The following is a 21,195-nucleotide window of genomic DNA, read 5'->3' as shown; positions in this document are numbered from 1 at the left end:
AATAATCGTGTTGAAAAGCTATAAAAAAAGATGAGTGCCCGTTTATCGATAACGTCTTTAATCCTGCATTATTGCAGCGATTCCCGGAAGTGTTTTTCCCTCCAAACTTTCTAACATGGCGCCGCCTCCAGTAGAAACGTAACTCACTTTGTGTTCAAAGCCGAATTGCTTCACTGCGGAAACGGAATCACCTCCTCCAACAAGTGAAAATGCTCCGTTTTTTGTAGCCTCGTCAATATAGTTTCCTACAGCAATGGTTCCCTTCGCAAAAGATTCTATTTCAAAGACGCCCACGGGGCCGTTCCACAATATGGTTCTCGATTTTAAAATAACCTCTTTAAAGTTTTCCAAGGTTTTGGGTCCGGCATCAAGTCCTTGCCATCCGTCAGGAATTTGGCTGACATCGACAACCTTTGTGTCGGCATCGTTGGCGAAGGCATTCGCTGCCAAGACATCCACAGGAATGTGTACCTCGACCCCTTTTTCTTTGGCCTGTTTTAGAATATCAAGGGCAAGTTCCATTTTGTCATCCTCACAAATAGAATCACCCACCTTGCCTCCTTGGGCCTTGACAAAGGTAAATGTCATGCCCCCTCCAATGATGAGATGGTCGACTTTGTCCAGAATATTTTCAATGATCGTTATCTTCGAAGAGACCTTGGCCCCGCCCAAAATGGCCAGCACCGGTTTTTCACCAGTTCGCATAACTTTTTCAATCGCCTCGATTTCTTGGGCCAATAAATAGCCGAAGCATTTTCTTTCAGGGAAGAACTTCGCCACGATGGTAGTAGATGCATGTGCCCTGTGGGCCGTTCCGAAAGCATCATTGATGTAAATGTCTCCTAATTTTGAAAGTTGTTCGGCAAAGTTTTCGTCTCCTTTTTCTTCCTCTGCATGAAAGCGTAGGTTTTCCAACAGGATCACTTCGCCCATTTCCATTTCGGCAACAGCTTTTTCAGCAGCCTCGCCCACGCAATCGGGAACGAACTTCACCTGAACTCCTAAAACATCGGAAACCGTTTTGCAAATATGTCGTAACGACATTTCGTCGTTACGCTGCCCTTTCGGCCTTCCCAAGTGGCTCATCAAAACGGCGCTTCCCCCATCTTCCAAAACTTTGATGATCGTAGGTTTTGCGGCTTCGATCCGACTGGTATCGGTTACGTCGAAATTTTCGTCTTGTGGCACATTGAAATCAACCCGGATCAATGCTTTTTTATTATCAAAATTGAAATGCTCTATCGTTCTCATTCAGGTCTATTTTTTTGGAATTCCAAATGTAAAGATTTATGCGCTTCATATAAAGAGGTTTCCATATTACTTGTTTCCATGTGGCGCAAAAAAACCGACCTCTTGGTCGGTTCTATCTTATTGCAGATATGACAAATTATACATTCGAAAGATTTTCGTTCCTGACTAAATTGACGAAAGTGCCTATATATAAGTCGTTCAAGAGGAAAAACATCGTTTTCCGACTAATGGGTCTGTTTTTAAAAAGTAGGATTTGCCTATTTTTCCCATTTCCCATTCGTGCTGAAAATAAGTTTGAATAGTCTATATTTGAATCATGTTGTTCAAAGACATTTTAGGGCTTTCCTACATCAAAAATCACTTGGCTTCCAGTGCCAATGCCGGACGTATTCCACACGCACAATTGTTCGTCGGCCCCGAAGGTTCGGGAACATTGCCCATGGCCTTGGCCTATGCCCAATATCTTGTTTGTTCTAACCGAAATGCTGAGAATGTAGACGGCAATGCGGTCTGTAATATTAAATTCAATACCCTGTCGCACCCCGACCTGCATTTTGCTTTTCCGGTGGCTAATTCCGACAAAGTGAAAAGTCATGCGGTCAGTAACCATTACATGAGTGAATGGCGACAGTTTGTCAAAGAGCAGCCCTATGGAAATCTGTTCGATTGGTACCGCCTCATCGGAATCGAAAAAAAACAAGGTCAAATAGGTGTTGACGAAGCACAGGACATCGTCAAAAAACTATCCTTGAAATCATATGAAGGGGGTTATAAGGTGATGCTAATCTGGATGGCTGAAAAAATGAACACCTCAGCTGCCAACAAACTATTAAAACTTATTGAGGAGCCCCCTGAAAAGACCATTTTCTTATTACTTGCCGAGGACGAGGAACAAATCATCCAAACCATTCGATCACGATGCCAAGTATTGCATTTTCCTGCATTGGCCGAAGAGTCTATTTCCAGCGCATTGGTCGAAAAAGGATGCTCGCGTGAAGAAGCCCTCAAACTTGCCCATGAAGCCAACGGAAATTTCAATAAAGCCTTGGATCTATTGAACAATGATTCCGAAGATTTGGTCTTTGAAAAATGGTTCGTACAATGGGTAAGGAGCGCTTTTAAGGCGAAAGGCAATAAGGCGGCCATACACGATTTGATCCTATGGAGCGAGGAGGTGGCGAAAACCGGACGCGAGACGCAAAAGAAATTTTTAAAATACTGTCTAATGGTGATGCGTCAGGCATTACTTATCAATTATAACGCGAAGGACTTGGCCTATATGAAGATTCACGTAGATGGATTTCAATTGGATAAGTTTGCTCCTTTTGTCCACGAAAACAATATATTGGATATTGTCAATGAAATCGAGGATGCCATCTATCATATAGAGCGAAACGGAAACTCTAAGTTGGTATTGACCGACCTTTCCATAAAATTAACGCGATTGCTTCATAAAAAGCCCGTCTTACAGGCTTCCTTAGAAGGAAGTTAGAAAAGAGACATTAATAGAATTCATAAACCGGAAAAACAAGACACTATGGAAACCCTAATTGAAAATTCCGCCGAAATTCTTCTGCTTCTCTTTTTGGTCATTACCTTTCTTCAAAGCGGAATCGACAAGATTTTGGATTGGAAGGGAAATGTATCATGGTTGACGGATCATTTTTCGAAGTCCCCAATGAAAGGTATCGTGCCGGGCATGCTCGTTACGGTATTGTTGGCAGAGGGACTAGCCGGCTTACTTTGTTTAATCGGGCTGTATCAAATTATTTTTGACGGCGGAGGTAACATGGCCTTGTACGGTGCGATTGCGTCTTGTATTTCGCTCTTAATGCTTTTATTCGGTCAACGTATGGCGAAGGATTACGAAGGGGCAAAAACAATAGTTATTTATTTTATACCCGCCGTATTTTTAGTCTTTCTATTGCAGTCGTAAAAAAAGCCCCAACGAGAGTTGGGGCTTTGTATCATTGTGAGGAACGATTTTACTTTTTGTATTTGTCGTTCAAGATTTTTATGATTTCATCGGTGAGGTCGTTCGCGTCCGTACCATAAAGAACGCTGCCGCCGTCTCCACCGCCTAGGATGTAGGTGTAGCCATTGGTCTTTCCGTACGCCTTGATCTCTTTTTTAACCTTGCTTACGATACTGTCCATTTCAGTTTGACCAGACGCCTGAAGTTGTTGATCCTCTTGTTGTAACTGTTGGCCTATAAACTGACCTTTTTGCTGCATCAGATTGTATTCTTCCTGAGCTTTGGTCTGAGACATGTTTTGGGCTTTGGTCTGAAATGCCTGAGCTTCTATCTGAAAAGCTTGTGAGATACTATCTCTTTTCTTGGTCAGCGCATCTGCCTTGGTCTTGAATTTTGCCTCGACATCGATTTTTTCTTGATACTCGTCCATCAACTTTACGTTGTCGACGAATCCGATTTTTTGTTGTTCGCAGGATGCCATCAGCAAAATCACCACGAACCATAATACATTTTTCATATCACTCCCATTTTTATTTCCATAGAAAAGAAACCCTCTTGTTTCTTGTTCGTTAGGTCTTTAAAAGTTGGGCAAAAGTAACAAAGCTTTTCTAAACTTATCGCGCAATTTTTCTTTTTGTACGTTGAGACATCAAACTGGTCGAAATGAATTACCAGGATAAAACATATAAGGTGCCAAATCTCAAATTCAATGCAAAAAACGCCAAATAGACAATAATTATATTTATTGGTAGTCGCTATAGCCTCTGACTATCATAAACGGCCTTGTAAAATCTATCGAAATGACTTTGTTTTCTTCTTCAAATGGTTTTGGTTGGGTACTTGTACAAAAACTCGGGAAATCGCTTTAAAATGAATTTTAATCCTTTTGAAGGATGTATAGTACAGAAGAATACTCCTTGGTCGTCCATGCGCTAATATTGGAACGCAACCCAATGGAAAAGGCCTTATAAAAATTCTGCTTTCCTGTTTTATATTTTTCCGACAAGAGGGATACATAAAACGAATCAAAAACCAACGGCTTGGATTTCACAACTTGAAAACCGTGTTTCGAGAATAATCTGTCCATTGACTTTCTAGAAAAATGCCAAAGATGTCTCGGCACATCATAGGCCGCCCAAAACTCTTGATAGTGTTTTGCGTCAAAAGAATTAAAATTTGGCACTGCAATGAAAAGAGTTCCTCCTTCTTCTAAGTGCCAAATCAATTTCAAGATTTGGTTTTCAAGATCGGGCAGATGTTCCAATACATGCCAAAGTGTAATGATCTGAAACTTCTCGCCACCAGGTAACGATTCCATATTGGGCAGCAACTCTACCCGCTTTTCCCTAGCACGCATTCTCGCGTCTTGGTTCGGTTCAACTCCAAAGATTTCCCACCCCTTTTTTTTGCTGCCATCAAAAAGTCCCCTGTACCAGCACCAACATCTAATATCTTTTTTGTGCCCAGGGCATACCTATCGATAAGACTTAATTTTCTCCACAAACTAAAACTTTTGATGGCATGGTACATTTTGTCGACCATGGTCTTTCGTGAATCGGTATGCGAAATATAGCTTTCGCTTTTGTAATAGTCTTCGAGATTATCGGGTATGGGTCGCGTGACCAACATCTCCGAATTTTCATCGTACAGCAGTTCGAACTCTTCCTGCGAAACGGAATGGTCTTTAGTTCTTAAATACGACTTCATTGTAATTGTGGGTGGTCAGGTATTCGTTCTTTAAAGTACGAAGATACTTTAAAACGGCTTCCCTTGAAAGTGATTCTATGCCGAGGCAATCGTTTTCCAAATCGCTGTACACTTCAATGGCGATATAAAAATTATCTCGGCGTATTTCGGTGGGTTCTGAAATATCTTCATCTTCATTACCCAAAGCGGCATTTAAAGTTGCACTGAATAATACTGGAAAAAGATTCAGGGTCTTATCGGGTATCTCTACCTCGTAAAAAGAAAAGAAGTATTGTGCTCCCTTCAATCGAAAAGGAATATCGTCAAACACATTTTCATCGTTCAGGGCGAATTTGATATTGACATATTGGTAGAACTGGTCGGCATCCTTTGTGTCTTCGAAAACGAACATGTGCCGCTTCGGAAGACTTCTTTTGAACTTCTTTCCCTTGGTGACTTTATAGTCATCAATATCAGGAGCAATACGTAAGGGAATACAAGATTGAAAAAGAAGAAGCATTAAGGTTACGAGTACTATTCTATTCATAAAGTTGGCCATTTGATATGGTATTGTGCATATCAAAAATTACGCCAATAAAAACATGTTCAAAATGAAAGTTTAATCTATGGAAGATTCCTCGCCACACTCGGAGTGACATTTAGAGAAAATGAATGTTCCACGTGGAACATTGTAGGTTTATCTTCCGAGAAACACCAACAAAACACTAATATCAGAAGGGGAAACACCGCTTATACGGGACGCCTGGGAAATTGTAACAGGCTGGATAGCCTTAAGCTTTTCGCGCGCTTCAAAAGAAAGGGATTTCAATTTTGAATAGTCGAAATTCTCAGGGATTTTCACATTTTCCAAACGATGTAACTTGTCGGCATTCGTTTTTTCCTTTGCAATATATCCAGAATATTTTACCTGAACTTCTGTTTGCTCCAAAACCTCCCTATCAAGGTCATGTTCTTTGACAAAGCTAGAAACAGACTCTAATTGAAGCATGTGGTCCATGGTCACTTTGGGCCTGGAAAATACTTTGAACATTTTATCCGATTGTTTGACCCGAGCAGATTCCAGACTTTCCAATATTGGATTAATATCTTCTGGGAGTATGCTTGTTTCCCTGAAGAAATTGACGAAAGCGTCGGAATTCCTTTTCTTAGTTTCCATACGCTTTAGGCGTTCCTCATTTGCCAATCCGATGTCAAATCCTTTAGGCGTCAGCCTTAAATCTGCATTATCCTGTCGCAACAAGGTACGGTACTCCGCACGGGAGGTAAACATTCTATACGGTTCTTCCGTGCCTTTTGTTATCAAGTCATCAATCAAAACACCAATGTACGCTTCATCTCGCTTTAGAATAAATGGATCCTTTTCGTTTAACTTTAAATGAGCATTGATTCCCGCCATGAGTCCTTGGGATGCTGCTTCCTCATAACCCGTAGTTCCATTTATTTGACCCGCAAAATATAGGTTGTTTATCAACTTGGTTTCAAGGGTATGCTTCAACTGTGTCGGCGGGAAATAGTCATATTCAATGGCGTAGCCTGGTCTAAAAAACTTCACTTTCTCAAAACCTTTGACAGAACACAATGCCTTGAATTGAACATCTTCAGGCAAAGAGGTAGAGAAACCGTTCACATAGACTTCCACGGTATCCCAGCCCTCCGGCTCTACAAAAAGTTGATGGCTATCCTTATCCGCGAAACGATTTATTTTATCTTCGATGGAAGGACAATATCGGGGGCCGATACTTTTGATACGGCCATTGAACATTGGGGAACGGTCGAAGCCTTCTCTTAATAAATCATGCACCACCTTACTGGTATGGCTCATGTGACAATCTCGTTGTTTGGTCAAAAACTGAGTCTCCAAATAGGAAAACTTTTCAGGTCGTTCATCTCCTGGCTGAACGATCATCTTGGAATAATCCAACGAACGGCCATCCACCCTAGGCGGAGTTCCGGTCTTCATTCTTCCACTTTCAAAACCAATATCGGCAAGCTGCTCTGTAATTCCAGTGGCTGCCTTCTCGCCTGCTCTGCCGCCACCAAACTGTTTGTCACCTATATGAATTAGTCCGTTTAAAAAAGTACCGTTCGTCAATACAACGGAACGACCTTTTACATCTATGCCCAAAGAAGTGCGCACACCGACCACTTTATCTCCCTCTACCAACAAGCCCTTAACCATCTCTTGATAGAAATCACAGTTAGGGGTATTCTCCAACATCAAACGCCATTCTTCGGCGAACCGCATTCGATCATTCTGCGCACGTGGACTCCACATGGCAGGACCTTTAGACTTATTCAACATCTTAAATTGTATGGCGGACTTGTCGGTAACGATTCCACTATACCCCCCAAGCGCATCAATCTCACGAACGATTTGGCCCTTCGCAATTCCCCCCATTGCGGGATTACATGACATTTGCCCTATGGTCTGTAGGTTCATGGTAATCAACAAAGTCTTTGATCCCATATTGGCGGCGGCGGCGGCGGCTTCCGCACCAGCGTGACCTCCTCCTACGACTATTACGTCATACTCTTCTGCAAACATAACTTCTATTGTTCCACGTGGAACATTTTAATTTTTTCTTCTTCCTTGCTTCTCATGATAGCCTTTTCTTTGTGCGACTTATCCTTATAGCCAAGAAAATGCAGTACGCCATGTGCCATCACCCTGAGAAGCTCTTCGTCAAAATTGGTTCTATACTTTCGTGCATTGTCCTTTAGTCTGTCAACCGAAATAAATATGTCGCCGGAAATCTCCTGCACGGTTGAATAATCGAAGGAAATTATATCGGTATAAGCGTCATGATTCAAATACTTTTGATTGATTTTGAGCAGGTAGTCGTCATCACAGAAAATATATTCTAACCGCCCTACAATACTTTCCTCAGAAGCAACTACCCTACCAATCCAATCGGCATAATGTGTTTCGCTGGAAATGCTAAAATCTGTCTCATAATTAAAATCAATCATCCCTCTTAAAATACTCCTTGACCTTGGTCTGAAAATTTTGGCGCAAAGGTAGGGCTTGTCGATTTAAAATCTCTATTTCATTACGATAGTTCTCTAGCAATGAGGGTTTCGTAGTAATCGGATTCTGAAAGCGATTTTCATTGGTGTTGCTCTCCCTCTCATTCTTCTTGCCTTGTTTCAAAGCAGCATTTTCAAGCTTCAGAAGTTCGTATTGAATATTATTGATCTTACTAAGACTTCGTTGGGTCACTCCGTTTTCCAGCAGATCGTTCTCAAAATCCTCCATTTGCCGAATCAACTTTTCTCCTAACTTTCGGTCGCCGGTATTGATCATATCCTGCAGTTGTTGTTCCAACTGTTGGCGCAGCATTTGTTGTGTTTTGTAAATCTCATAGATTTCCTTCAACTCTTCTTCGCTAGGTTGTTCACCCCCCTGACCTCCAGACTGCCCATCTTGACCCCCAGTTTGGCCATTGCCGTTCTTTCCATCCTTGCCATTGTTTCCCTTTTGTCCATCTTGACCCGACTCGCCTTTCTGTCCCTCACCCGGCTTTTCTCCTTCCCCTGGTTGATTTCCCTCTCCAGGTTTAGGTTCTCCCTCGCCTTGCTGCGGCTTGCCCTCACCTGACTTGCCCATGCCCTCCATCTTCTCCTTCACTTCGCCTTGGCCCTTGATGATGTCCGGTAATTGGAAATCTTGCCCTTCACCCTCACCTTGGCCCATTTGCATATTCTGCTGCATATTATCCAATATTTTGGCCAAAAAATCTGCCAAACTATTCGATGCATTCAATACGTACTTCTGATATGAAACTCCCTGGTAAATTTGACTTTCGGCCAAACTTTCAAGTGATTTATCAATATTGTAATACACCTCGGTAATCTGCTCGTTAACAAATTCACTCAGTTCGGCACGCCGTAACGATAGAGCAAAAAGACTATCGTCTACATGCTCGAACAAATCACGCAGTTCTTGCTGCTTGCGCACTGTTCCTGAAAATTGAGAGATCTCTCGGTCTTCTGTTTCTATGCTCTCGAAAAGATTTTCTTGTTTAAACGAGAAGGTTATCAAATTGTCCAATACCTGGCGTAACATTTCAGCATCCTCCTCTGTTGTAGAACCGCCGCCACTCGATGAAGATGTTGCGCCCAACTGTTCGCTCATTTCCTTCATTTTTTGTGCTGCCGACTTTTGCTTTTGCTTGGCCTTATTGGCACTTTCTTGCTTTTCGGACGATTGCGACGATTCTTCCGCTCCCTGATGCTTGTTAATTTCCTCTAAAGCCTCTTGTTGATCCTTTTTGATGCTTTCGGTCTTGGGTTCATCAACTTCCAAATCCAATGGTTTTTTCAAATTTTTGTTATCTTCTTTTAATTCTTCGAGTTCTTCGGCTATATTTTCGAATTCATTGTTCAGTTTTTCCTGTTCTTTGTTGGAAAACTCCTCACCCAGCTTTAATTCTGACAAAACATCCTGGTTTTTGGCCAATTTTTCCAAATCTTTGGCTAATTGCGATGCTTTTTCTGTCACATAATACCGTTTGGTCAGTTCTAACAATTGCTCTAAACTGCGTTCGCTATTCTGCTGTTTCTTAGCTAATTCTTCCAGGCGTTTGGCCAATTCTTCCTTGTCAATTTTGTCAGCAATCTTATTCAATTCTTCTAATAGCTTTTCGTTCTTCTTCGCTTCGAGTTCCTGACGCTCTAAACGTTCTTTCAATAATTGGTTGAGCTTGTCATCCGTATTTTCTTTGTCCAAATTCTCTTTGAGCTGCTTGCTGAACTTCTGCATCAGGTTTTCTTGTTGCTGCTGTTTCTTGAGAAAATCCTTAATCTGGTTCTGGTCATTGAAGTTTAATTGACTCTTTTCCTTCTGTTCCGCATTAATTTCTTCCAGAGTCTCTTTCTGTTCCTTGAACTTCTCTAGAGACTTATCCATATTATTGATTATCGATTGTTGCGACTCGAGTTCTTTATTGCGCAATTGGTCTTCGTTCAGCAACTGTGTAGTAAACACTTGGCTTTTGGAGGATTTCCCCTTATGCATTGCATCATTATCAACAGCCTCGAAATAGAAACTATACTGTTTCCCCTCCTCTAGTTGGAGTCCAGATGGAAATGTGTAATAGAATTGATCAAAATTAGTATTGGGTGCCGCCAATTCAATGGTTTGTTTATCCTCATCGACTGAGTTAGAAAAACATACAAGTCGAATTTTGGACAGTTTGTAATCATCGGAGGCCTCACCTACATAATAGGAAACATTAGGATTCAACGAATCCAAAACTTGGTTAGCCTTGATGGAAGGGTATGCATCTTTGATAACGCTAAACTGATATTCAAGTTTCTCATAATTGGTTACATTCTGGTTCGATGTTGCTATTTGATACGCGAAGTTGGCATAAATGCGTTTCGACAACCCGAATTCTCCAGCATCCTTCTCAAAGGCCACCGTAGTGTCCTTGGTAATCAAATCTACCCCATCGGTATGTTGCCCCTCAATTTGCCAAGTGACCTTCGTGCCCTCGGGAAACGTAGCATTTCCGGTACTTTTCAAGGTTTCGCTTCGCTTATTGATATATCCCGGATATTCTAAAACTAATTTAAAATCCTGGATTGAGGGGGCCTTTAACACATTCAAGCGATACTCCTTTGATTTTATACCGTTCGCCCTAAAATGGAAGTTGACGTTTTTTAAAGGCGGAGAAAACACGTGTTGATACATTCCACTTTGTTCCTGCAATAAAAATTCCTGTCCATCGACAACAATATAAACATCCTCGGGCCTAACCTCGCCCTCGGTAACGACTTGAGCCGTATAGGGTTCGCTTTCCAAAACATCCAACTTTGGCGACAATAAGGTAAACCTAAAAGGAGCGGGCGGTTCGTAAGCTATATCATAATTCACCACCCGCTCATAAGAACCGAAAAAGGTATGAATATTGCCGGAAAACCATATCAACCCTAAAATCAATGCCGGTATCACCAGATATTTAGAATATTTCCAGCTCTCTTTGAAATCGACAGCTTTTACAAATGGTATCGGATCCAGGTTCTCCGAGCGTTGTTCAATACTTGCCAGCAACAGTTCTGTTTGCCGTTGATCTTCGGCGAGATCCAACAAGTTCAAAAGCTTATCGCCCACTTCTGGAAAATGCATGCCAATCATTACAGATGCCTGTTTCTTGCTTATGCCTTTCTTGATTTTGAACAAATAGAACGCAGGGGTCAAAATATATCGGAAGAGAAGATAAACTTCGATAACGACAAAGGCCATCAAAAGCAAAAAGCGGCCTGTTGAGTTGAGCCATAGAAAATATTCTACTCCCAAAGCGATGAAAAAAAACAACAGCCCAAACACCAAAAACAACAAAGTGCCTTTGACCAGCATTTTGGTATAATAGCGCTTCGTAAAGCGGTTAAGTTTTACTAATATGTTGTAGTATTTTTGCAATTTATGCAGTTTTTCCTACCAAGATAAGGTAAAAATTAAGCTTGCGCCATTTCTCGGAAAACTTTAAGACGAAATTACGATTACAGCCTATAAACCCCGAAAAGACCATGACCTTACTATTTGCACGTGCCTTGCTTTGATGTATCTTTACCCCTTAAAATTTTATCATGTCCGAGAAAGTACGTGTTCGTTTTGCCCCAAGCCCTACAGGGCCATTACATATAGGCGGTGTTCGCACAGCATTGTTCAACTACCTCTTTGCAAAAAAGCATGGGGGCGACTTTGTATTACGCATCGAGGATACCGACCAGAATCGCTATGTTGAAGGTGCTGAACAATACATTATTGAGGCCCTAAATTGGTGTGGTATCCCCTATGATGAAGGACCTAACAAAGATTCAGGATTCGGCCCATACCGACAGAGCGAGCGCAAACATTTGTACAAGAAATATGCAGATGAGCTGATTGCGACCGGCAACGCATATTATGCTTTTGATACTTCCGAGAAACTTGACTTTCACCGTATAGATCACGAGGCGAAAGGAAAGACTTTTATTTACAACTGGCACAATCGTCTAAAGCTGGACAATTCTCTTTCGAGAAGTCCTGAAGAAGTAAAGGCACATTTAGATTCCGGAGCAGATTATGTTATCCGTTTTATGACGCCTCAGGACGAAAAGTTGAAACTCAGCGATATTATTCGTGGAGAAATCGAAATCGACACCAACATACTCGATGACAAAGTGCTTTTTAAAAGTGACGGAATGCCGACTTATCATCTGGCTAATATCGTGGACGACCATTTGATGGAAATAACCCATGTCATCCGCGGAGAGGAATGGTTACCTTCTCTGGCATTACACCAGCAACTATACGATGCCTTTGGATGGAAAGCACCGCTATTCGCCCATTTGCCATTGATTATGAAACCCGTAGGAAAGGGAAAATTAAGCAAACGCGATGGTGAGAAAATGGGGTTTCCCATTTTTCCATTGAGCTGGAAGGAATCCATCGGGTATCGAGAAGCTGGATATTTCCCTGAAGCCGTCGTCAACTTTTTGGCCCTTTTGGGTTGGAACCCAGGCACCGAAAAGGAAATTTTCAGTTTAGAAGAACTTGTTCAGACCTTTAGTCTTGAACGAGTCAATAAATCAGGAGCTCGTTTCGACCCTGATAAGACTAAGTGGTACAATCATCATTATTTGCAAGCGAAAAGTGATGGGGAATTGGCCAAGTTATATAATTCGGTGCTGGCTGATAAAGGAATTCCTCGTGATGCTTGCAATGAAAATTACGTCGAGAAAGTAGTTTCCCTCATTAAAGAACGTGCGACATACGTTTCCGATTTTTGGGAGCTATCGAGTTACTTTTTTATAGCCCCCTCCTCGTATAATGACAAAGCCGTTAAAAAACAGTGGAAAGAAGGCACCTCAGAGATAATGAACCAATTGGTATCAGCACTTAAAGATATTGACGATTTTTCATCCGAAGTCGTGGAAACCCAAGTAAAAACTTGGATTGCCGCTCAAGAACTCTCATTTGGCAGGGTGATGCCGCCCTTACGATTGGTTATTGTTGGTGATATGAAAGGGCCGCATTTATTTGACATTATGTCTTTGATTGGTAAGGAGGAAAGTATTACGAGAATTCAAAAAGCACTGAATACCTTATAAAAAATTCTTGGTTTTAATCCACCAATACCCGTATAACCCCCTCAAGGGGATATTTATAGGTACATTCTCGGGATTTGGAATTTGTCCATTAGAATTTGCAGGCATCAGCCTGCCATTGTAACAAATCTGTCGAAATACCTACTCATCTAGAACTAGTTTCGTAAATTGATACCATTAACTAAAATTTAAACGCTATGGGAAATTTTATTTTTATTCCGCTGATTTTTTTCGGCCTAATCATTCTTTTTTCATCTTTTTTTATAGTCAAGCAACAGACTGCGGTAATTGTTGAGCGATTCGGTAGATTTCATAGCATTCGCCAGTCGGGACTGCAAATGAAAATTCCGCTTATTGATCGCATTGCTGCACGGCTGGGGCTTAAAATTCAACAGTTGGATGTTATCGTTGAGACAAAAACTTTAGATGATGTCTTTGTTAAATTGAAAGTTTCGGTTCAGTATGTAGTCATCAAAGAAAAAGTATATGAGGCTTTTTATAAGTTGGAATATCCGCATGACCAGATTACTTCTTATGTGTTTGATGTTGTACGAGCCGAGGTGCCTAAAATGAAATTGGACGATGTTTTTGTCAAAAAGGATGATATCGCCATCGCTGTAAAATCTGAACTTCAGGATGCCATGCTTGACTATGGTTACGACATCATCAAGACTCTTGTCACCGATATCGATCCAGATGCACAGGTAAAAGCGGCCATGAACCGTATCAATGCATCGGAACGCGAAAAAATAGCGGCCCAATTCGAAGGTGATGCCGCACGTATTCTCATCGTTGAAAAAGCCAAGGCCGAAGCCGAAAGCAAACGGTTACAGGGTCAGGGTATCGCAGACCAACGTCGAGAAATTGCACGTGGACTCGAAGAATCGGTAGAAGTTCTTAATAAAGTAGGCATCAATTCACAGGAGGCCTCAGCGCTCATTGTAGTTACCCAGCATTACGATACGTTACAATCGATAGGCGAAGAAACTAATACCAATCTTATTTTACTACCGAACTCTCCGCAAGCGGGTAGTGACATGTTGAACAATATGGTCGCCTCGTTTACAGCCAGTAATATGATCGGGGAGTCGATGAAAAAAACTAACGTCAAGAAAAAGGAGTAAACTACTTCGGGGGCAAGCCCACGAGGCATTGAAAGGAAATTCACGTTTAATTTCGACGCAAGCGTCGGAGCATTCAAATCTCGATTATCGAGTAAATTTTAAGACGTCTTCGAGAAGTACAAGGCATAAGTTTCTCAATGGGGAAAATTTTAAACTACGAAGCAATCTTTCGAATTGATACACTAATTCGAAACATTGCTTCGTAGTTTTTGTGTTAGTCCTAATCTGATTATATATGTTTAGCTAAAGGCAAAGATAGTAATCATAATAACCGTAGTTTCTTATCTCGCTAGGTGAAGGAATCGAAACGGGAAACTAAATTGGTGCTCCGATAGAAGTGAACATCATAGAAAAACCCAAACGAGCCTTTTGAACAGCTATTTTTCGTTTTAACAGGGAAACTATTTGTAAACTTTCAAAAAGCCCGCAGAAGGCTTTAAAACAAAGCGTTTTTCATAAAAAATACCGATTGATATATTTAATGGGATAAGTATTTTCTATATCAATCTTCCTGCTGAATTTTCGCCCAAGTATCCCTCAACCCCACCGTTCGATTGAAAACCAATTTCTCGGAAGTCGAATCGGGATCCACACAAAAATATCCCAATCGTTGAAATTGTACTTGATCTCCAACTTTTGCGTCTTTCAGACTTGACTCCAGATATCCGGTGATAACCTTTAAGGATTCGGGGTTTATAAATTCCATAAAATCTTTATCCTTATGCGTATCAGGACTTTCATCCGTAAACAAGCGATCATAAAGTCGAATTTCGGCTTCGATGGCATGTTCGATGGATACCCAGTGTAGGGTGCCCTTTACTTTCCTTAAACTTTCCTCCGTACCGCTGCCACTTCTACTTTTGGGGTCGTAGGTACATTGTATTTCGATAACATTTCCCTCGGTGTCTTTTGTGCAAGACTCCGCCTTGATGATATAGGCGTTTTTCAAACGCACCTCCCCTCCCAACTTCAGTCTAAAGAATTTTCGGTTCGCTTCTTCCCTGAAATCATCCTGTTCAATATAGATTTCCCCTGAAAACGGCACTTCTCTTGACCCCGCAGATTCATCCTCTGGATTGTTCTCGGCTTCCAACCACTCCTCCTTTCCTTCCGGATAATTCGTAATGACCACCTTTATCGGATTTAAAACCCCCATCACCCTAGGCGCTATTTTGTTGAGGTGTTCCCGAACATGAAACTCCAACAAAGAGACATCAATTAGGTTATCACGTTTCGCAATACCGATAGTTTCAGCAAAATTACGAATGGACTCAGGGGTATACCCCTTCTTCTCAATCCGGAAATGGTCGGCATCCGGGGATCGTCCCAACTGTTGACTACACCTTCTTCAACCAAACGCATCAACTTACGTTTGCTCACAACGGTGTGGCTCAGATTTCGTCTTGCGAATTCACGCTGTTTCGGGCGTACCTTGTCGGCATCATATACTTGATTCAAAAACCAATCGTATAACTCTCGGTGCGGCAAAAACTCTAACGTACATAATGAGTGGGACACTTGTTCAATATAATCGCTCTCGCCATGCGTCCAATCGTACATCGGATAAATACACCAATCGGTATTTGTTCGGTGATGTGCTTTGTGCAGCACTCGATACATAATGGGATCTCGCATTAACATATTTGGGGAAGCCATATCGATTTTCGCACGGAGTACATGTTGGCCCTCCTCAAAATCTCCTCGTTTCATGCCTTCGAATAGTACTAGGTTTTCTTCAATGGAGCGATTACGAAACGGACTATTCCTTCCCGGTTCCTTAGGGGTGCCTTTTTGATCTGCCATTTCCTCAGAGGACTGACTATCTACATAGGCCTTTCCTTCTTTAATCAATGCTACCGCCCAATCGTACAATTGCTGAAAATAATCTGAAGCATACCGTTCGGTATTCCATTTATATCCCAACCATTCAACGTCCTTTTTTATGGCATCTACGAACTCTTGCTCCTCTTTCACGGGATTGGTGTCGTCAAATCGCAGATTTACGGGTGCGCCATAACGCAGGCCCAAGCCAAAATTCAGGCAAATGGAACTGGCATGGCCAATATGTAAATAACCATTAGGCTCGGGTGGAAAACGAAAACGCAAGTCTTGTTTGGAAAACCCATTGGCCAGGTCTTCTTCGACAATATGCTCGATAAAATTCAACGATTTAGTTTCCTCGCTCATCGCACAATATTTTAGGAAGCACAAAAGTAGGGAAAATGCCGTAATAGTCGTCTTCAAAACCCGCTCACTCCACAATAAACCCTTTTCACAACATATTTAATTACGGCTACAACATTAAATTCATCACCCTATAATTAAATAACATATTTGTTGTTGGGTTGTATGCTGCAATGATTCACTTGAATAGTTACAGTGAAGGTTGCAAATACCAACAACGAAAGACCAAATCGGTTTTCGCCCAAATTCAAACTGTGTAGTCACCCAAAACTACAACTACTTATGAAACCAAAGCGATTCGCCTTTATACGATTTTTAACCTTGGCATTTTTAATGCTCGGAACTATCGGTGCCTCGGCACAGGCAATATTTATCAATGCGCCACAACCCACGGGCAACACGAACAACGGTAGTACAGACCCTTGGACAGCTATCTGCGCCTCGGATACGTTCAACGACTATTTCGTAAACGTGACTTGGTTTGGTACGGCAAATGGTGGGAATGAATTCATTCTTGAACTATCGGACAATATCGGAAGTTTCGCGAATGCCGTCGAGCTTGCGCGAGTGGACGATCAAAATGGAAATACCGACTTCGATATAAACTTTGCCATCACGACCGACGTTCGTGGCAACGGTTATAAAATGAGAGTGCGAAGTACCAATCCAGCCAAAATCGGGGATGAATCTCCAGCCTATCCCATGTACTATATGGATGTTACCACGAACCTCAACATTAGCGAACTCGGTAATGGTGTGCCCCCTGGAAGTATTTGCTCTGTAGGGGCGATAACTTTACAAGTCGACAATATACCCAACCCGGAAACTTATCAATATATTTGGTATCGCAGTGGCTCTCCATTAGGTGGAGAAAATGCACACACCTTAACGGTCTCCCAGAGCGGGATTTATCAAGCATTTATTTTTTACGGCAACGACTGTACCGGTTCGGGCAACACCGATTCCAATTTCGTCGATGTGACCATTGGTTCGACGGGTCAAGGTATTTTTATCAACCCACCGACGCAGACCGCACTATGTTCGGGCGACACCGAAGTGCTCAGTATAAATACAACGGATCCGAGTTGGACCTATAAATGGTATCGAGACGGAAACCAAATGGTTGGCGCTACAACATCAACCTATACCGTTGATGCTTCGGTACCTGGTTTTGAAGGCGATTACCAAGTGGAGATTTCAAGCCCCTCTATTTGTACCGAACGTTCTGCCGCAATAGCCATTACGAATGCCGATAACTTTACAGTGACACGGGTCAACGATGCCAATATGGTATTACTTCCCTCAGAAACAAAAACATTAAGTATTTCCACCAATGCGATAGGACCGACCTATAAGTGGTATCGAAACGGGACAGAAATTGTGGGGGCTACAGGAACTTCTTATGATGCCTCTCAAGCAGGAACCTATTATGCAGTAGTGACCCAAAGCGGAGGTACCTGCCCCGGCACCATCAAAAACTCGGAAACGACCGAGGTGGTCGTTCCGGCTTCCTTTGAATTCATAGCAGACTATGCCTCCGCCTACACGGCATGTACCAATACCGATATCGTACTCGAAGTACAAACGATCAATGCGGTGCTTTCAGACAACAGTACCGTCGATGTGACTACCGATGTTGCTTCAAGTTTTACCTATCAATGGACAAGAACCGGATCGAACGTAGCAGGTGCCACCTCCTCCAGTATCAGTTTGACCGCGACTACGGAAAATGGTGATTATGCCGTCGAAGGTGTTTTGAGCACCTATAACACTACATCAAACACACTGCCCGTACAACTCTTGACCAACGAAACAGTAACGATCAGCAGTACAAGTACCATCTATTGCAACTCGACAGATACGGTTACCATCAGTACTACCACAGATCTAACAGGTGAAACTTTTGCTTGGCAACGTGATGGTACGGATATCAATTCGACAGATACCACATTGAACGTGACCGAACTCGGCACCTATAGATTGGTTGTGGACAAAAATGGATGCGACCTTATTTCAAATGAAATCAATATCACTCCGTTGAACCCTGACTTGATTACGATGGACCCTATTGGCGATATTATTTTTCCTGAAGGAACTTCAAGAACTGTTACCGCTAGTGGTGGTACATCTTATAGGTGGTACGACGCCAATAACGTTGAAATCAGCATATCTGATTCTGTGACCTTTACCGAAGAGGGCACGTATACCCTCATCGCCAATATCGACAACTGTGAAATCACAAGACAAGTCAACGTTGAATACCTTGATACTTTCAAAGTGCCCAATGTAATAACACCTAATGGAGATGGCTCGAACGACCAATGGGTACTGCCCAATTCGTATTCGAACAAAACCGACGTGAACGTAATCATATATAATGATAAGGGTATCGAATTATTGAACGTTACGGACTACAGGAACAACTGGCCGGAATCATCGATGACCTTTCCCTCACAGAATATGGTTTTCTACTATGTCATAAAGAACGCCAACGAAACCCTAAAACAAGGAACCATAACCGTTATCCGATAACAACCATGAAACTTACCAAAATCATATCGCTATGCTTGGTCGCCTTTTTGGCAATGACGTCGGTCAATGCCCAAAACGAAGATCCTATATTGCCCCTTAAGGTAGCACCTCAAAATTTATTGAAGTACAATAGGTTCTTGATTAACCCGACCTTCTCTACGGTTCAAGAAGACAAATCATATATTAATTTTTTACACCGAAACCAATCGGTACAATTTGATAATAACGATCAGACCTATTTCTTGAGCTATAGCGGTAGAATAGGGGACCGCAGCGGATTGGGTCTCAGTGTATATTCTCAGCGTGTAGGCCTTGTGTCCAATATCGGGGTGATGGCGAATTATGCGTATGGGGTCAAGTTAAGCGACAAAAGCAATTTTACGTTCGGTGCGAACCTTGCGTACTACAATACCGGTTTTGACAGAAATAATGCCAACCCGTTAGATCCGAACGACCAAACTTTGTTTGGAACAGTTGACAGCAACATTCTATCTTTTCAACCGGGTTTCAACTTGTCCTTTGGCAATTTCGACTTCGGGGCCTATGCCGAAAACTTATTTGATTACAATCTAAAGACCAGTCAACAACTTACCGAATTCAAGGATAAGTCTTATGCCGGTCATTTGCAATATACCCATCGGTTTGAAAATGGTTCCGGTATTATGGAAAATGCACGTTTGATGCCTTTGGCCCGTGTACGTATGAATGCCAAGGATAGTCCGGTCTTGGGAAATCAAGATGACTTGACCCTCGGAGGAAGTTTGATTCTCGACCTACCGAAATTGGGATGGTTACAAGGAGGCTACGATAGTTTCTATGGTGCCTCGGCCGGAGTTGGTTTCAATCTAAATAAAAGATTGTCTTTAGGGTACACCATGGAAAAAGGGTATGCCTCCGACCTTATCAATCTTGGTGTCACACACGAGATTTCCTTTGCGTACGCCTTTACGCCAAACTTGACGGAGGACCGGGTAATGCTTGAAGAAAACGGAGAGGAACTTGTAAAAAATGAAGAGCTGACCCAAGATGACCTGGCATCAAGCGACGAAATCGAAGAACTCAAAAAGAAACTTGCCGAGAATGACGCCATCTTGGCCGAATTAATGTTCCGTCAAGATTCGCTGGAGGCCAATCGCCAAAAGGATTTGGAGCGTCGCTTTGAAATGGTCATGAAAATGGTCAAAAGCGAAACCAAGGGCGAACGTCCGGACCTTGAAAAAAGGGCGGAAGAACTCTTTCTAACCGGCGAGGACAAACCTGAAGTTGCCCAAAGAAACGATACCAATGATGGCGGTATAAGCCAAAATCAAAATGCCAGCCGAAAAACAGAGGATGGCTTGGCCACAAGAGTGGAGCGCGCGTCGGCACAAGACAATACGAATCCACAAAATATAGCGAACGCCCAAGACGTTGCACAGCAAAGTCCGGTAAAAAGCAGAAAGTTCCGAAATCTAGAAGGTGTACAAGATGGTTACTATGTCGTGGCCAACGTTTACAAAGGCGGACATTATTTGGATAAGTTTATCGATGACCTCGGCCAAAAAGGTATTTCGGCCGACTATATCGACAACCCGAACAACGGTCTAAAATATGTATACCTACAACGCTATGATACCTGGGACGAAGCCGTTGCCGCCCATGAATCAAAGGTCGATGGCACCTATGACGGTGATCTATGGATCATGAACGTTGACAACCGTTACAGCAACGAACGGTACGCGAGCAACGCTAATAAAATCAAAGAAAAATCTGAAAAGTATGGTACCGATGTGCTACAGAAAAACGTGATAGTAAACGATGAGATTGAGAACAATGGGGCCGACCCGAGAACGTTCAAAATCGATGGGGTAGGCTCGGGCTATTATATTATTGCCAATGTATTCGCCAACCCTAAAAACGCCACACGTTTCATCGAACTTTTAAATTCCTATGGGCTAAGCGCCAGTTACTTCGTAAACCCGGAAAACAACTGGAGATACGTCTACCTAAAGCGCCACGAATCATGGAACAATGCCCTTATTTCTTACTACTCAAAACTAAACGACGCGTATGACGATAAAATGTGGATCATGCGGGTATCGCCTAATAATATGGCTTAACCAGGTAACTAATCGCTATTTTGGGGACAAGCTGGCCAGATCTTTTTAGGCACAAAATTCTAAACCTGTAGGTAGGCAGATGCCAAATTTCGAAAATAGAATACTAATTTGGTTAACATTGTATTTGACTAAACTTTTTTAAACAGGATACGCTTTTTCCGATAACTAACCTTTACTTTCTTTCCTTTATTTGGTATTTTCAGAGCGAAAGAGAACAAAAAAATCTACC

14 protein-coding genes and 1 pseudogene are annotated in these 21,195 nt (G+C 42.1%); 6 read left to right on the top strand and 9 right to left on the bottom strand.

The window, feature by feature from the left end:
- Positions 1–57 precede the first annotated feature (57 nt).
- Complete coding sequence (locus N8A86_RS08550) at positions 58–1,251, bottom strand: phosphoglycerate kinase (protein ID WP_273568662.1); 1,194 nt, start codon at positions 1,249–1,251, stop codon at positions 58–60.
- Between the two features lie 316 nt (positions 1,252–1,567).
- On the opposite strand from N8A86_RS08550, the gene N8A86_RS08545 reads away from it, so the two are divergent.
- Both N8A86_RS08545 and N8A86_RS08540 read left to right on the top strand, forming a co-directional pair.
- Positions 1,568–2,743, top strand: a complete 1,176-nt coding sequence (locus N8A86_RS08545) for a DNA polymerase III subunit (RefSeq protein WP_273568661.1) — start codon at positions 1,568–1,570, stop codon at positions 2,741–2,743.
- 45 nt (positions 2,744–2,788) lie between these two features.
- Positions 2,789–3,187 carry a DoxX family protein gene (locus N8A86_RS08540; protein ID WP_273568660.1) on the top strand — a complete coding sequence of 133 codons (399 nt, stop codon included), beginning with the start codon at positions 2,789–2,791 and terminating at the stop codon, positions 3,185–3,187.
- A gap of 49 nt (positions 3,188–3,236) precedes the next feature.
- On the opposite strand, the gene N8A86_RS08535 is transcribed toward N8A86_RS08540, so the two are convergent.
- The 7 genes from N8A86_RS08535 to N8A86_RS08510 form a co-directional block, all read right to left on the bottom strand.
- The gene (locus N8A86_RS08535; RefSeq protein WP_273568659.1) at positions 3,237–3,743 is read right to left on the bottom strand and encodes an OmpH/Skp family outer membrane protein; all 507 of its coding nucleotides are present in this window, start codon (positions 3,741–3,743) and stop codon (positions 3,237–3,239) included.
- 360 nt (positions 3,744–4,103) lie between these two features.
- Positions 4,104–4,583, bottom strand: coding sequence for a class I SAM-dependent methyltransferase (locus N8A86_RS21535; protein WP_337251779.1), 480 nt, complete (start codon positions 4,581–4,583; stop codon positions 4,104–4,106).
- Positions 4,559–4,933 (bottom strand): class I SAM-dependent methyltransferase, encoded by a 375-nt coding sequence (locus N8A86_RS21530; protein WP_337251778.1) that lies wholly within the window; start codon positions 4,931–4,933, stop codon positions 4,559–4,561. The genes N8A86_RS21535 and N8A86_RS21530 overlap by 25 nt, the downstream gene beginning before the upstream one ends.
- Positions 4,911–5,459, bottom strand: a complete 549-nt coding sequence (locus N8A86_RS08525) for a hypothetical protein (RefSeq protein ID WP_273568658.1) — start codon at positions 5,457–5,459, stop codon at positions 4,911–4,913. The genes N8A86_RS21530 and N8A86_RS08525 overlap by 23 nt, the downstream gene beginning before the upstream one ends.
- 150 nt (positions 5,460–5,609) lie before the next feature.
- The gene (mnmG, locus tag N8A86_RS08520; protein WP_273568657.1) at positions 5,610–7,478 is read right to left on the bottom strand and encodes a tRNA uridine-5-carboxymethylaminomethyl(34) synthesis enzyme MnmG; all 1,869 of its coding nucleotides are present in this window, start codon (positions 7,476–7,478) and stop codon (positions 5,610–5,612) included.
- Between the two features lie 5 nt (positions 7,479–7,483).
- Positions 7,484–7,903 carry an rRNA maturation RNase YbeY gene (gene ybeY / locus N8A86_RS08515; protein WP_273568656.1) on the bottom strand — a complete coding sequence of 140 codons (420 nt, stop codon included), beginning with the start codon at positions 7,901–7,903 and terminating at the stop codon, positions 7,484–7,486.
- On the bottom strand, positions 7,896–11,357 hold the full coding sequence (locus N8A86_RS08510; protein WP_273568655.1) for a coiled-coil domain-containing protein: 3,462 nt from the start codon (positions 11,355–11,357) through the stop codon (positions 7,896–7,898). The genes ybeY and N8A86_RS08510 overlap by 8 nt, the downstream gene beginning before the upstream one ends.
- 167 nt (positions 11,358–11,524) lie before the next feature.
- Between N8A86_RS08510 and gltX the strand changes: the two genes are divergently transcribed.
- Both gltX and N8A86_RS08500 read left to right on the top strand, forming a co-directional pair.
- Complete coding sequence (gltX, locus tag N8A86_RS08505) at positions 11,525–13,030, top strand: glutamate--tRNA ligase (protein WP_273568654.1); 1,506 nt, start codon at positions 11,525–11,527, stop codon at positions 13,028–13,030.
- Positions 13,031–13,224: 194 nt separating this feature from the next.
- Positions 13,225–14,151, top strand: coding sequence for an SPFH domain-containing protein (locus N8A86_RS08500; protein ID WP_273568653.1), 927 nt, complete (start codon positions 13,225–13,227; stop codon positions 14,149–14,151).
- 502 nt (positions 14,152–14,653) lie between these two features.
- Here the strand turns inward: N8A86_RS08500 and N8A86_RS08495 are convergent.
- A pseudogene (locus tag N8A86_RS08495) lies at positions 14,654–16,338 on the bottom strand (glutamine--tRNA ligase/YqeY domain fusion protein).
- A gap of 279 nt (positions 16,339–16,617) precedes the next feature.
- On the opposite strand from N8A86_RS08495, the gene N8A86_RS08490 reads away from it, so the two are divergent.
- Entirely contained in the window at positions 16,618–18,867 is a 2,250-nt protein-coding gene (locus N8A86_RS08490; RefSeq protein ID WP_273568652.1) for a T9SS type B sorting domain-containing protein, read from the top strand.
- Between the two features lie 5 nt (positions 18,868–18,872).
- The gene (locus tag N8A86_RS08485) at positions 18,873–20,966 is read left to right on the top strand and encodes a PorP/SprF family type IX secretion system membrane protein (protein WP_273568651.1); all 2,094 of its coding nucleotides are present in this window, start codon (positions 18,873–18,875) and stop codon (positions 20,964–20,966) included.
- Positions 20,967–21,195 lie beyond the last annotated feature (229 nt).

It is taken from the genome of Maribacter halichondriae (genome assembly GCF_027474825.1).
Taxonomy (GTDB): Bacteria; Bacteroidota; Bacteroidia; order Flavobacteriales; family Flavobacteriaceae; genus Meishania; species Meishania halichondriae.
The sequence above is the reverse complement of the archived record's forward strand: the minus strand, read 5'-3'. Positions and strand labels throughout refer to the sequence as shown.

What these genes read in the sequence shown, in the direction of transcription:
- N8A86_RS08540 (WP_273568660.1), top strand. Translation starts at nt 2,789, where the DNA reads ATGGAAACCCTAATTGAAAATTCCGCCGAAATTCTTCTGCTTCTCTTT.
- N8A86_RS08545 (WP_273568661.1), top strand. Translation starts at nt 1,568, where the DNA reads ATGTTGTTCAAAGACATTTTAGGGCTTTCCTACATCAAAAATCACTTG.
- mnmG (WP_273568657.1), bottom strand. Translation starts at nt 7,478, where the DNA reads ATGTTTGCAGAAGAGTATGACGTAATAGTCGTAGGAGGAGGTCACGCT.
- N8A86_RS21530 (WP_337251778.1), bottom strand. Translation starts at nt 4,933, where the DNA reads ATGAAGTCGTATTTAAGAACTAAAGACCATTCCGTTTCGCAGGAAGAG.
- N8A86_RS08525 (WP_273568658.1), bottom strand. Translation starts at nt 5,459, where the DNA reads ATGAATAGAATAGTACTCGTAACCTTAATGCTTCTTCTTTTTCAATCT.
- N8A86_RS08490 (WP_273568652.1), top strand. Translation starts at nt 16,618, where the DNA reads ATGAAACCAAAGCGATTCGCCTTTATACGATTTTTAACCTTGGCATTT.
- N8A86_RS21535 (WP_337251779.1), bottom strand. Translation starts at nt 4,583, where the DNA reads ATGCGTGCTAGGGAAAAGCGGGTAGAGTTGCTGCCCAATATGGAATCG.
- N8A86_RS08550 (WP_273568662.1), bottom strand. Translation starts at nt 1,251, where the DNA reads ATGAGAACGATAGAGCATTTCAATTTTGATAATAAAAAAGCATTGATC.
- N8A86_RS08535 (WP_273568659.1), bottom strand. Translation starts at nt 3,743, where the DNA reads ATGAAAAATGTATTATGGTTCGTGGTGATTTTGCTGATGGCATCCTGC.
- N8A86_RS08485 (WP_273568651.1), top strand. Translation starts at nt 18,873, where the DNA reads ATGAAACTTACCAAAATCATATCGCTATGCTTGGTCGCCTTTTTGGCA.
- ybeY (WP_273568656.1), bottom strand. Translation starts at nt 7,903, where the DNA reads ATGATTGATTTTAATTATGAGACAGATTTTAGCATTTCCAGCGAAACA.
- gltX (WP_273568654.1), top strand. Translation starts at nt 11,525, where the DNA reads ATGTCCGAGAAAGTACGTGTTCGTTTTGCCCCAAGCCCTACAGGGCCA.
- N8A86_RS08500 (WP_273568653.1), top strand. Translation starts at nt 13,225, where the DNA reads ATGGGAAATTTTATTTTTATTCCGCTGATTTTTTTCGGCCTAATCATT.